This window comes from Aquimarina pacifica, from assembly GCF_000520955.1.
Taxonomy (GTDB): Bacteria; Bacteroidota; Bacteroidia; order Flavobacteriales; family Flavobacteriaceae; genus Aquimarina; species Aquimarina pacifica.
In genome coordinates this window covers 42675-55212 of the sequence record NZ_JACC01000037.1, presented here as the reverse complement: position 1 = coordinate 55212, position 12538 = coordinate 42675, and the positions used below count along the sequence as shown (strand labels likewise).

Below are 12538 nucleotides of genomic sequence, written 5' to 3'. Positions count from 1 at the left end.
TTGATCCTGTTGTTTAGAAAAGTAGTATTAAAGATGATTTTGATTCAATCTTTTACACTTAGATAGGGACTAAAGAAAAAGGCGTATTCTGAAGGTAGAACACGCCAATTACAAAATTAAAAATCAACATATGCATAGTATAAATACTAAGACAATATTATAGTTGCAAACTAAAAAATACTTATAATTCTTTCTAAGGGTATAATAGTAGATTGCTTTAGTATAACTTCTTTGTCGGTTATTCCCCAAATAGTAGTTTCAACTTTTTTAAAGCCGCTATCATCTACAAAAATTATTCTTACTTTTTGATGTTCTAAATTACCAAGAGACAGAGCTCTTTGTAGTTCTAAGAACCGATCTATTTGATCCTTTTTTTTATCAAGCACGTCTTTTTTGGGGAACTTAAGAAATTTAATTTGTTCTTTTTGGATGATCTGCACATTCTTTTCTGGGGCCATAATGTCAAGTTTATTTATTTTTGGGGAAACAGGTTTTTCTCTGTATAATTGCTAATATAGTGTTTTTTAACGTGTAATTATGTATTTAATCTATTTTTTAACATAATAAATTGAAGATGTAGGAATTTTGTTAATATGCTAATTACTCGTTTTACAGTTTTTGTAAGCTAGTTTGTTAGGGTAATTATTATTCTGTTTTTTTTGGTTTTTTGCGCAATGTTATAGAGAAGAATGGTAGTATGTTTCTATAAAAGAAATAGTTAATAATTGGTTTAAAAGTATATAGACAATCATTTCCTAAAGCGTCTTTCTTTGCTTAAATTTCGAACGTATAAAAGAATGAAGATTTGGAAGAATATTTAGCAGGGTTAAATGATGCACAACGCGCTCCCGTTTTGCAAAAGGATGGTCCGATGATTGTGATTGCTGGTGCAGGTTCTGGAAAAACAAGGGTGCTGACCTTTCGTATTGCTTATTTAATGAATCAGGGAGTTGATGCTTTTAATATATTGTCTTTGACGTTTACCAACAAAGCTGCTCGTGAAATGAAAAAACGAATCGCAGGTATTGTTGGGGCAAGTGAAGCAAAGAATCTGTGGATGGGTACATTTCATTCTATTTTTGCTAAGATTTTAAGATTCGAGGCAGACAAGCTAGGATATCCTTCTAATTTTACAATATATGATACTCAAGACTCCCAGCGATTAATTGCTTCAATAATTAAAGAAATGGGGCTTGACAAGGATATCTATAAATATAAACAGGTATATTCTCGTATTTCTTCTTATAAGAATAGTCTTATTACTGTAAAGGCTTATTTTCAGAATGCAGAACTAGTCGAAGCAGATGCTATGGCAAAAAGGCCTAGATTAGGAGAGATTTATCAGCACTATGTTGACCGATGTTTTAAAGCTGGAGCAATGGATTTTGACGATTTGTTATTAAAAACAAATGAATTACTTAATCGTTTTCCCGAGGTTCTTGCGAAATATCAAAATCGATTTAGATACATATTGGTTGATGAGTATCAGGATACAAACCATTCTCAATATCTTATTGTTCGTGCACTTTCTGATAAGTTTCAAAATATTTGTGTTGTAGGGGATGATGCGCAAAGTATTTATGCTTTTAGAGGAGCAAATATTAATAATATTCTCAATTTCCAGAAAGACTATGACAATGTTCAGCAATATCGATTAGAACAAAATTATAGATCTACAAAAAATATTGTAGAAGCCGCAAACTCTATTATAGATAAAAATAAAACCAAACTAGACAAAGTGGTTTGGACCGCAAATGATGACGGACCAAAGATTTTGGTAAATAGATTGTTGACAGATGGAGATGAAGGTAGATATGTGGCAAGTTCAATTTTTGAAAATCAAATGCAATATCAACTTACTAATGGTGAGTTCGCAATATTGTATAGAACAAATGCGCAATCAAGAGCAATAGAAGATGCTCTACGAAAAAGAGATATAAAGTACAGAATTTATGGTGGATTGTCTTTTTATCAGAGAAAAGAAATTAAAGATGTACTAGCATATTTGCGATTGATTATAAATCCTAAAGATGAAGAAGCACTCAAAAGAGTAATTAATTATCCCGCAAGAGGTATTGGTGCAACAACTGTAGATAAATTGGTAGTTGCGGCAAATCATTATGATCGATCTATTTTTGAAGTAATTCAAAACTTAGATAGAATTAATCTAAAGATTAATAGTGGGACCAAGACACGATTAGAAAACTTTGTAATGATGATTAAAAGTTTTCAGGTGGCCAATCAAAGTTCTGATGCTTTTGTGCTTTCAGAATTGGTAGCAAAAAAAACAGGGTTACTTCAGGAATTAAAAAAAGATGGTACACCAGAAGGGATTGCTCGGATAGAAAATATAGAAGAGTTACTTAACGGAATAAGAGACTTCGTAGAGGGGCAGAAAGAAATAGCAGATGCAAAGGGATCTCTGGTAGAATTTCTTGAAGATGTAGCATTGGCAACAGACCTAGATCAAGATACAGGTGATGATGATAGAGTAGCCTTAATGACCATTCATTTGGCTAAGGGATTAGAGTTTCCGTACGTATATATAGTAGGAATGGAAGAAGATCTTTTTCCTTCAGGGATGAGTATGAATACGAGAAGTGAATTAGAAGAAGAGCGTCGTCTATTTTATGTAGCACTTACACGAGCAGAGAAACAAGCGTATTTGACCTACACACAATCTCGATATCGATGGGGGAAATTGGTCGATGCAGAACCTAGTAGGTTTATAGAAGAGATTGATGATAAATACTTAGAATATATAACACCAGTAGATACCTATCGTTATAAACCATTGGTTGATTCTGATATTTTTGGAGAGGTTGATAAGAGTAAATTACGACTTAAGAAACCAATAACTGGATCGCCACCATTGGCTCATAAACCTACCGAAGAGCAATTACGAAAATTAAGAAAGTTGCGACCCGCAAGTACCGGAAGTGCTGCAAAAGCTACAGGTGCAAATTTGTTTGATAATGACTTAATTCCGGGTACTATAGTAGAGCATATGAGATTTGGTAAAGGAAAGGTTCTACAGATCGAAGGAGTAGGGCAGGATAAGAAAGCAGAGATTAACTTTGAAATAGGAGGGATCAAAAAATTGCTTCTTCGTTTTGCAAAATTGAAAATAATAGGGTAGGAGTATTTGGTAGGATTTTTATTCTGAAGTTAAGTGATTAGAATATATAGAAACGGTACCATTTATGGTAAGAATATAATTAATTTACATAAGAGAGGGTACACTAAAAGTAATAGCTATCACTAAATGAGGATATCATGGCAGAATTTATAAAATTATACGATGAAAATCCGAATCCACGAGAAGTAAGAAGGGTGGTAGATTGTCTCCGTAACGGTGGATTAATTATCTATCCTACAGATACAGTATACGGATTGGGATGTGATATCACCAATAACAGGTCTTTAGAAAGAATTGCCCAGATTAAAGGGGTAAAGCTAGCTAAGGCTAACTTCTCTTTTATCTGCAAGGATTTAAGTAACCTTTCTGATTATGTAAAACAAATAGATAATGCGACCTTCAAATTACTTAAAAGAACACTACCAGGACCTTATACTTTTATTCTTCCCGGAAATAATAATTTGCCAACTGTTTTTAAAAAAAGGAAAACCGTAGGGATCAGAGTTCCTGACAATAGTATCTGCACAGCTATTGTAGAAGAATTGGGGAATCCGATTGTATCTACATCAATTCATGATGAAGATGAGGTGATAGAATACACAACGGACCCAGAATTGATTCTAGAAAAATGGGACCACCTAGTAGATATTGTTATAGATGGGGGCTATGGAGATAATATACCTTCTACAGTTATTGATCTTACAACCAATGGAGAGCCAGTATTGATTAGAGAAGGTAAAGGAACTTTGGATATTATTTAACTTTTATTTTATGAGTGCTTTGACTTCATACATAAAGGTGCTGATGTTAAATAGAATGAAATAAGTCAAACACTTTACTTTTATATGTTTTACTAACAGGGATTTTTCTATCTCCTATAAAAAGCATATTTCCTTCAAAACCGCGAATTAATTCAATATTTACCACATAGCTTCTATGTACTCTTAAAAACTGATGAACAGGAAGATGAGCTTCTATCTTTTTTAATACCATAGCGTACATAAATTGTTCTGATTTTGTATGCACAATACAATAATTATCATCTGCTTTTAGAAACTGAATTTCTTTTAGAGGTACTCTCTCAAAATGGTGATTTTTTTTGAGAAAAAGACTATCCTCAATGGGGTGTCCTGTTTGTAGTACTTTTTTTGCCTCTGTACTAGGGTATAAATTTTTCTTTTGATTTTTGTTTTTGAAATTAGACAAAGCCAATTGCATTGCAATACTTACCTGGCGATCATTAAAGGGTTTTAAAATATAACCGTAAGGATTAGTGACTTTTGCACGTTCTATAAATTGAGTGTTTGCATGGGATGTCAGAAAAATAAATGGGATTTGGTATTTTTTATTAATTATTTGGGCAAGTTCAATACCATCAAGCTCTCCGTTAAGTACAATATCTATTAAAATGATGTCTATATTGGGGTTCGTTGTGATCCCTTGTAATGCCTTTATTGCAGAAGGAGCAACTCCTATAACTTCGTAATTGATATCGGTAAGTCTATTTGCAATATCCTTTGCTATTAGTATTTCATCTTCAACGATAAAAACGTTTATTTTTTCTTTTTGATTTGTCATGATTTAGCCTCAATTAAACGATTTTCATATTCATTTCCCAATGTGTGCCACAATTGCTTTTTACTTTTTTTATAGTACCTTCAAGTTGCTCTATTAATGAGAAAATAAGTTTAATGCCAAAAGAGTCTTTTTGGGTGTTGCCTTTTTCAAACCCTATTCCATTATCGATTATCTGTACATCTAGAAGGTCTTTTTTTTGCTGTATTGTTAATTGAAGAACGGGGTGTTCAATATTTTTGTAAGCATATTTTAGAGAGTTGATCGTAAGTTCATTTATTATTAACGCAATAGGAATTGCCATATCGATATTTACGCTTATTTTTTCAATTTTTAGGATAGGGTTAAATGTAGCACCATATCCGTGAAAAAGTCCTAAAACTAATTCTTCTATATAGTCTTTTAGAATAATCCGGGTGTTGTGATCTTCTTGATAAAGTTTTCTATGTACTAGAGATAGTGCATCAACTCTGTGCCTACCAGAAAGAAGAGCTTCTTTAGAATGCCCAGATAGTTCGCGACTTTGTAGATTGAGCAGACTTGAAATCATCTGTAGATTGTTTTTTATTCTGTGATTGAGTTCTTTGAGAAGTAATGCCTTTTCTTGTTCTCGCTTAGTAATTATAGATTTTTGCTTGGATAAAGTTCTATTTACTTTTCTTATTTTCTTATTTGCTTTTGTTAAGAGATATGCAAATACTAAAACAATAGAGGTGACGATAAACAAAATGATAACCCATATTTTTTGTTTCTTATTCATAGAGTTTAATAATCCAATTTCTGATTCTCGCTTTTCAATTTCGTAGTTCGTTTTTAACTGTTCTATTTCTTGAATGTTTTCTTTGTTTAGAAGACTGTCCTGGTATACTTGATATATTTTATTATACTTTAATGCTTGTTTATACTTTTGCTGTGATTCATAAAACTTAGAGAGCAAAGCACTGAAGTCTCTTATTTGCTCTTTTAACCCTTCACGATTAGCGATGGTGAGTGCTTCTAAAAACTTTGTTTCAGCCTCATCCCATTTTTTTTCTTTTCTGTGCACTTCACCTAGTTCTGCTATATATACAGAAGTTGCGTACAAATCATTTAGTGGTGTAAGAATTTCGATGCTTTTGGTTAATTTTTCTTTAGCAGAAGTTAACTCGTTTTGAGTAGAATACACCATCCCTATATTACCTTGTGTATATCCTTCTATAAAATCATTTTTTAGTACTTTATTAAGTCTTAATGTTTCTGTAAACCAATACGCTGCACTATCTAGTTTTCCGAATAAACGATAGGCTTCTGCCAGATTATGAACGACACTTATATGATGCGTACTATAAATGTTTTTGCTATAGACATTTTTAGACTTTTTAAGGTATGTAATTCCTTTTTTATAATCTTTATAACTAAGAGAATTATTGGCTAACTGCGAATATGTGGCTCCTATTTTATCTATGGCATTCAGTGATTCGTAAATTTGTAATGCTTGTAGCGAAGCGCTAAATGATTGTTTGTTATTTCCTAGTTTGTGTTCTAGGTTACTAATTTCCTCTAGTGCCTCAGCTTGTAGAATTGGTTTTTTTATTTCTTTAGCCAATTGCATTGATTTTTTTGCATACTTAAGAGCTATATACAAATCATGATGATAAAGAGCAATATTTTTAAAGGTTTGTATTTGTTCTACAGTAGATAACTCTTTACTTTCACTTCGTTTAAGAAGACTGTCTATCTTTTTTGTGTATTGAGAAAAAGCGAGGGAGTGGCATACTAAAAAAGATAGAAACAATAATTTGTTTACTAAAAAATTCATAGGGTATTATTCTTTTTATGTAAGCTGATTAGAACTAATGTGTAATAAAGGATCAATGGTGAAATAGTACGTACGATCACTATACCCATGGTCTTCATTAATTCTAATTTTCATAGAAAATAAAATACTATAGGCTACATAAAGATTGGGAAGCTTATTATTGGTAGCCATAATGGTTTCATTTTTTTTTGTAGGAGAAATATACAAGGTGCTATCCGGGGCAGCATATAGGTTACCGATCTCAAAATTAAAAACCTCCTGCCAAAAATCAATTTCTATGATTTTCCTGTCATTAAATTTTCTACCAACATTTATAGCCTTTAGACAAATTAGATTAGGATTAAAATTTTTATCGTTGTTTTCAGATTTGTCTAATTCTAATTCTATTTTAATTTGGGTTTTACTAAGGAGAACAGGTAGTTTATTATCCATGAAATTTACAAAATCATCAATGACTATGGGGCTGTAAGGTGTGCCCAAACCTAAATAAGAAGATTGTACAGCATTTTTAATGTCTTCTAAATTAACGCTAATAAAACTCTCAATATCAGGCATTCCCAAAGTTTGTAATTGGAATTTAATTCGCATAATGTTTTTGATTAATATTTGATTAGTCTGTTAGGGGAGGGTGTACATGATAAAAGTACAATTTTTTCAATTAAAAAGTAGGTAGTGTTTTGCTATTCTTAACATAATAAAATGACTAGGTATTTCTATTTATCATGAAACATATTTGTCCTTAGATATATGTTTTTATAACAAGACGTGACAGTTGTTTTTCTTTTTTAAAACGGTATAGCTGTCAATTATACGGTGGTTTTTAATAAATATTGAAAGTTTATTAAAAACCAATACGGGTAAACACCTTACTCAGCAATATAAAACATTCACTCAGTAAATTAGTTCGTTCACTCATTTTTTTTCTTTCTCTCTAGATAACATAGCACCTTTGGTATATAATTATTTCACAAGCTTATTTATTAGGGATCTGTACTAGTGTTTTACTTGATATCTAAGACAAGATTGTGAGTGATATAGGGATTTGGCCGAATTCTAAATTAAAAAAGTCTTATAAAAAACATAAGCATTGGGGGAATCTGAAAAGCCAACTAAAATAGAGTAGGAACAAATTAATAATTAAAACAATTTATTATGGCAACTATATTTAAAATAGATTTTGACCTTACTTCGCAAGAACAAATAGATATTCTAGATTATTTACAAGCAAATAATTATAAGTTATTAGGATATAAAGGAGCATCGGGACCAGCTCAAGTGACAGAAGGTGTACCTGTATGGTTTGCAGAACCATTCATCGAAATGTTTGGAAACGTAGAGATTGATTATGAACCACTTTACAAAGTGTATGTTTATAATAAAGCGACTATAGGAGCCTACACAACCATCCAAATGCAGGCATTATCACCAGAAGTTCCTTTAGGAACCGCAGTAACCTTTAATGCAGATGGTAGTTGGTCAACGATACCTGATGGTGCGCCAGATGGTATTATTACACTACTTAATAACAGACCAGCAGGTACTGATAATATAACCGTAGGGTTGGCCTCAAAGGTAAACGGCGAATTTGCACCTTTTTGTGCTTTTACAGCAACACCTCAAGGATCTATTAGTATGGAACCTAATGAGACAGTATTATTATTTGCCGCACAAGATGATTTGGTTTCAGGATCAGTGGTAGGGAATACTACCGCCCCGGGTTGTACATTTGATTTTAACGCTTCAAGTACTCAATATGATTTACAATTACTTCCTAGTACTTTTGGTATTGATAATGCTCCAGGCGGAAGACCTGTTACTGTAACTGACTCTGGAACAGATTTAACGAAGCTGTTAACAACAGTTTCATAATATTTATTGACAGCAATAAACATCTGTGAGTAACCCGATTTATGTATTTAAATTGATATTTCTGACTGATTTTTTAGAGTTAATCAACCTTTCTAATCTCTTGTCAAATTCATAAATCGGGTTTAAAATACTAATCAATTGATATGTTCAATTGCGGGTGTTCCTTTAGAATTTATATTATAATATTTTAAAATTAAAGAAAACATGATTAAGACATCTTTTTATACGAACAAAAAAAAATCAGGCAAAAACGAAATAGAAGAATATTGGACAAAAGAGAGACGAGAAAAGGCAATACCAAAACCATCTCCAACCTTGCCAGATGATTTTAAAGAACCAGATTTTGATACTTCAAAAATCACAACTATCATAGAAGCTAATACATCTATTACTGACAATGATATTTATAAGGCAATAGATGTACCTATAGCAGTACCTGTAGAATATCCACAAAATTATCCTAACAGATGTAATGGTAAATTATATTTTACATGGAAGGGAGAGAATTATGTAGGTTCGGCAGGATCTGTATTTCTAGAAGTTCTTTTGACTGCAGCGCACAACATTTATGATGAAGGAGAGTGGTCAGATAATTTTCTTTATTTTCCTGGATATCCAGAATATACAGGTGTTCAGGTTAGCTGGGGGTGGTCTAAGGTTGCTATATTCGATGAGTGGAAAGATAATACTAATTTTGCGTATGATTACGCAATGATCCGCACCGACTCACCTATGACAAGTATAGGTACGATGCCCACAATATTAAATCTTCCTCCGCAGAATAGAACTTGGACCGCAATAGGGTACCCTGCAATATCTCCTTATTCGGGAGAACAAATGTATAAAACCACAGGAAGTTATGTGTCTGGGAGTACTATTATAACTATGAATAATAATGATATGACCCAAGGTTCAAGTGGCGGAAATTGGATTACCACTGTGAGTAGTGTAAACTATGTGAATGGTGTTCAAAGCACAAGAGGAAGTCAACCCAGCTATGCTAATTCTCCATATCTTAATCAAGAAGAGTATGATGCACTTCTTGATCGATTAAAAGAGTCTAGTGAATAATTTAAAGCAATTATATAAACAGATTGACCCCCAAGACTAGACTGATAATGCTAAAAGCTTCAAGAAATTGAAGCTTTTTTGTATTAGAATATATGTAACTAGAATAGAAGTTCTTTGGGATATCTGTTATATGCATGTTCTTTACTTACTAAAATGTATCAGGATATAGTTACGAAACAATATAATTCAACTCATTTCTATATTTACTAGGAGTTCTACCAGCAAATTGTTTAAATAACTTATTAAAATGAGAAAAATTACTAAAACCACTTTCATAACATATATCCGTAATACTGGTTTGTTTTTCATGAAGTAATTTTGCCGCGTGTACCAATCTATATTCGTTTACGAATTGTGTAAAAGTTTTACCTGTTATTTTTTTAAAGTATCTACAAAACCCGGGAACTGTCATACTAACCCTATCAGCTATTTCCTGAAGAGGAATTGGGCGTGTAAATTCTTGTTGTACAAAGTTAAAAATTAAATTAATCCTATTATTATCCTGCAATTCGGTTTCCATAACGAAACCTTCGGCATTTAGAATGGTATAATCTTTTGTTTTTTCCATTTCTTTTAGCACTTCTAGAATACCAATTAATTTTTCAAAAGGGTCTTTATTCTCCAAAGACTCTATTTGGGCTCCTATTCTTCTTTTTGTATCTCTATGAAAAGTAATTCCTTTTTTTGCTCGGTTTATAAGTGTACCGATAGTATTCATTTCAGGAATATCAAAAAAATCAGGGCCTAAGAAATCTGGCATCATTTGTATTACTGTTTCACGACTGTTTCCGGTCATACCATCAGTAAATCCACAATGCGGAAGGTTAGAACCAATGAGCATTAGAGCTCCTTTTCTATAATAAGACATATGACTTCCTATTTGTATTTTTCCGGTTCCCCCATTTACATACACAATTTCTAACTCCGGATGATAGTGCCATACAGGCGCTTTATTTCTATTTTCTTTTGAAAATGTTTGATAATTCATAGAACTACCAAACTCGGGTATAATTTTTTCTAAAGATGGTTTTGTGCTTTTCATAGAATATGGTATTACAAAGGTAATTTTACTACTAATCTTCTATTATTATTGTTAATTTATTGTCAAACTAAATAGAATAATGTGTTAAATTAATTTAACAAGATGTTTAAATAGTTTTATGGGGTTAATATAGCATATATATGTGTAAATTCTGTTGTATTTCTGTAATTATTTCTACGCTACATTTGTACCATCAAAAACATTAAAACCTAAAAGAATTTAAAAATTTAAAAGTTATGAAAAGAGTAATGAAACTTAGTTTAATAATATGCGCTATATTATTAAGCACCGTTACGAGAGCATCAGATGTTTTATCTGTGAAAATTGAGAACTCTTCTACCATTAATGTTACATTGTCGAATACTCTGAAAGGTCAAAAGTTGGCTCTTAAAGATTATTCTGGAATTACATTGTTTGATGTAACACTAAAGGCAATGCCTTCGTATAGAAGATTTTTTGATTTTAAGAGTATCAAAGATGGAATATACTTTATTGAATCAGAAACAGAGTATGATGTAAAAATTACTCCGGTAGTTAAAAACAATCATGGTGTTTCGTTAATAGACAATTCGACAGTAACTATTTTTAAGCCTGCATTACTTCTTAAGGGAGAAACTCTTAAAGTTGCAATGACAAGAGTAGAAAAAAGTCCATTAATTGTATCAATTTATGATAATAATGGAGCTTTGATTTTTGACGAGAAAGTAGAAGTAGGAGAACCGATTTTCAAAAGAACTTACAATCTTGCTGATTTGCCAAAAGGAGCATACGATGTTCATTTTAGCACCAATGACAGAGTATTTATAAAAGAAATAACACTCTAATTACAGTAATTAACAAAATACCGGTTGCCCCCTGAATATATTTTAATGAAAAAGAAAAAAGGACTGCTCGCAAGGGCAGTCTTTTTTATTTGTAAAGTGCTACCTTCATTATGCAATGGTAGTTTCCTTATTTTGTGGCATATATATAACTCCTGATGAAGAGTCTTTTTTTGCTCCTGTTACGGATCGTAAACAATTTATTTCATTACGATCTCTACATACTCCCATAAAAGCGAAAATTAGTGCTTCTTTAAAATCGATATGTTCTATTGACGGAATAACTACGGTTGAGGTACCAATTAATTTTTGTTGAAGTACCTCTATTAGAAAATCATTTTTTGCTCCACCACCAGTAATTAGTAAAGAAGTATTTGTTTTTCTTGTTTGCTTGATTGTATTTGTAATTTGATTAGCAATATGATGTACAGCGGTATGCAAAAGGTTTTCTGCAGTATCTTGAGATGTATTTATGATCGGCAGTATTGTGTCAGAAAACCATTCGTATCCCAAAGACTTAGGAAATGGCATTCTGTAATAGGGTAAATTATCTAGTGTGCTAAGCAAGGTTTTGTTGAGAGTTCCGGTTTTTGCAATCTTTCCTTGATCATCATATGTTTTACCTATTTTAGAGCATATGTAATTCAATAGCATATTAGCGGGAGAAATATCGTAAGCTATTCTTCTATTTTGATTGTCGAAAGAGATGTTACTAATACCTCCTAAATTAAGGCAAAAGTCGTAGTGTCCAAAAAGTTGCTGATCTCCTATTGGCACAAGAGGTGCACCTTGACCACCCAAGGCTACGTCATTGGTTCTAAAATCACAAATTACTTTATGATCACATGCATTGGCCAAATGTTGCCCTGATCCGATCTGCAGTGTAACGCCTATGTTTGGTTGATGAAAAACAGTGTGCCCGTGACTTGCAATAAAATCTAAGGTGGTGATTGCATTGTTTTGGATGAATTTTTTTACTTGATCCCCCAACCAGCTTCCGTATGTATTGTGTAACTTTAATAAGGTTACCGAATCAAGGTGGATAGCATTTTTAAGTTCATTTTGATATGCTATTGAGTATTCAATGCTTGTGGCTTTAATAATCTCAAAGGACCAGGCATCTTTATCGTTTATGAATCTGCAATAAGCAATATCTAACCCGTCAAGAGAAGTTCCTGACATTAGGCCGATTACATGATATTGATGCTTTGTTGTATTCATAT

11 protein-coding genes are annotated in these 12538 nt (G+C 32.3%); 5 read left to right on the top strand and 6 right to left on the bottom strand.

Annotation, left to right across the window (positions count from 1 at the left end):
• Nucleotides 1–170: 170 nt before the first annotated feature.
• The gene (locus DZ60_RS0116850; RefSeq protein WP_025743201.1) at nucleotides 171–458 is read right to left on the bottom strand and encodes a hypothetical protein; all 288 of its coding nucleotides are present in this window, start codon (nucleotides 456–458) and stop codon (nucleotides 171–173) included.
• 347 nt (nucleotides 459–805) lie between these two features.
• On the opposite strand from DZ60_RS0116850, the gene DZ60_RS0116845 reads away from it, so the two are divergent.
• The gene (locus tag DZ60_RS0116845) at nucleotides 806–3139 is read left to right on the top strand and encodes an ATP-dependent helicase (RefSeq protein WP_025743200.1); all 2334 of its coding nucleotides are present in this window, start codon (nucleotides 806–808) and stop codon (nucleotides 3137–3139) included.
• 137 nt (nucleotides 3140–3276) lie between these two features.
• Nucleotides 3277–3900, top strand: a complete 624-nt coding sequence (locus DZ60_RS0116840) for an L-threonylcarbamoyladenylate synthase (RefSeq protein ID WP_025743199.1) — start codon at nucleotides 3277–3279, stop codon at nucleotides 3898–3900.
• Nucleotides 3901–3946: 46 nt separating this feature from the next.
• Here DZ60_RS0116840 and DZ60_RS0116835 read toward each other — a convergent pair whose 3' ends face one another.
• Genes DZ60_RS0116835 through DZ60_RS0116825 form a run of 3 tightly spaced genes read right to left on the bottom strand, consistent with a single transcriptional unit; the run spans nucleotide 3947 to nucleotide 7100 of the window.
• Nucleotides 3947–4717, bottom strand: a complete 771-nt coding sequence (locus tag DZ60_RS0116835) for a LytR/AlgR family response regulator transcription factor (RefSeq protein WP_025743198.1) — start codon at nucleotides 4715–4717, stop codon at nucleotides 3947–3949.
• Between the two features lie 13 nt (nucleotides 4718–4730).
• Complete coding sequence (locus tag DZ60_RS0116830) at nucleotides 4731–6512, bottom strand: tetratricopeptide repeat-containing sensor histidine kinase (RefSeq protein ID WP_025743197.1); 1782 nt, start codon at nucleotides 6510–6512, stop codon at nucleotides 4731–4733.
• A gap of 15 nt (nucleotides 6513–6527) precedes the next feature.
• A complete protein-coding gene (locus DZ60_RS0116825; RefSeq protein WP_025743196.1) occupies nucleotides 6528–7100 on the bottom strand; it encodes a hypothetical protein in 573 nt (190 codons plus the stop codon).
• 564 nt (nucleotides 7101–7664) lie between these two features.
• Between DZ60_RS0116825 and DZ60_RS0116820 the strand changes: the two genes are divergently transcribed.
• Both DZ60_RS0116820 and DZ60_RS0116815 read left to right on the top strand, forming a co-directional pair.
• Nucleotides 7665–8381: a hypothetical protein gene (locus DZ60_RS0116820; RefSeq protein ID WP_025743195.1), complete on the top strand. Its 717-nt coding sequence runs from the start codon at nucleotides 7665–7667 to the stop codon at nucleotides 8379–8381.
• A gap of 204 nt (nucleotides 8382–8585) precedes the next feature.
• Complete coding sequence (locus DZ60_RS0116815; RefSeq protein ID WP_025743194.1) at nucleotides 8586–9452, top strand: trypsin-like serine peptidase; 867 nt, start codon at nucleotides 8586–8588, stop codon at nucleotides 9450–9452.
• Between the two features lie 169 nt (nucleotides 9453–9621).
• Here DZ60_RS0116815 and DZ60_RS0116810 read toward each other — a convergent pair whose 3' ends face one another.
• Nucleotides 9622–10494: an AraC family transcriptional regulator gene (locus DZ60_RS0116810; protein ID WP_025743193.1), complete on the bottom strand. Its 873-nt coding sequence runs from the start codon at nucleotides 10492–10494 to the stop codon at nucleotides 9622–9624.
• A 236-nt stretch (nucleotides 10495–10730) separates the two neighbouring features.
• Between DZ60_RS0116810 and DZ60_RS0116805 the strand changes: the two genes are divergently transcribed.
• On the top strand, nucleotides 10731–11318 hold the full coding sequence (locus DZ60_RS0116805) for a T9SS type A sorting domain-containing protein (RefSeq protein ID WP_025743192.1): 588 nt from the start codon (nucleotides 10731–10733) through the stop codon (nucleotides 11316–11318).
• A 108-nt stretch (nucleotides 11319–11426) separates the two neighbouring features.
• Here DZ60_RS0116805 and DZ60_RS0116800 read toward each other — a convergent pair whose 3' ends face one another.
• A complete protein-coding gene (locus DZ60_RS0116800; protein WP_025743191.1) occupies nucleotides 11427–12536 on the bottom strand; it encodes an anhydro-N-acetylmuramic acid kinase in 1110 nt (369 codons plus the stop codon).
• Nucleotides 12537–12538: the final 2 nt, after the last annotated feature.

Coding starts and splice junctions, on each gene's coding strand:
- DZ60_RS0116850 (WP_025743201.1), bottom strand. CDS start 458: ATGGCCCCAGAAAAGAATGTGCAGATCATCCAAAAAGAACAAATTAAA.
- DZ60_RS0116840 (WP_025743199.1), top strand. CDS start 3,277: ATGGCAGAATTTATAAAATTATACGATGAAAATCCGAATCCACGAGAA.
- DZ60_RS0116835 (WP_025743198.1), bottom strand. CDS start 4,717: ATGACAAATCAAAAAGAAAAAATAAACGTTTTTATCGTTGAAGATGAA.
- DZ60_RS0116830 (WP_025743197.1), bottom strand. CDS start 6,512: ATGAATTTTTTAGTAAACAAATTATTGTTTCTATCTTTTTTAGTATGC.
- DZ60_RS0116825 (WP_025743196.1), bottom strand. CDS start 7,100: ATGCGAATTAAATTCCAATTACAAACTTTGGGAATGCCTGATATTGAG.
- DZ60_RS0116820 (WP_025743195.1), top strand. CDS start 7,665: ATGGCAACTATATTTAAAATAGATTTTGACCTTACTTCGCAAGAACAA.
- DZ60_RS0116815 (WP_025743194.1), top strand. CDS start 8,586: ATGATTAAGACATCTTTTTATACGAACAAAAAAAAATCAGGCAAAAAC.
- DZ60_RS0116810 (WP_025743193.1), bottom strand. CDS start 10,494: ATGAAAAGCACAAAACCATCTTTAGAAAAAATTATACCCGAGTTTGGT.
- DZ60_RS0116805 (WP_025743192.1), top strand. CDS start 10,731: ATGAAAAGAGTAATGAAACTTAGTTTAATAATATGCGCTATATTATTA.
- DZ60_RS0116800 (WP_025743191.1), bottom strand. CDS start 12,536: ATGAATACAACAAAGCATCAATATCATGTAATCGGCCTAATGTCAGGA.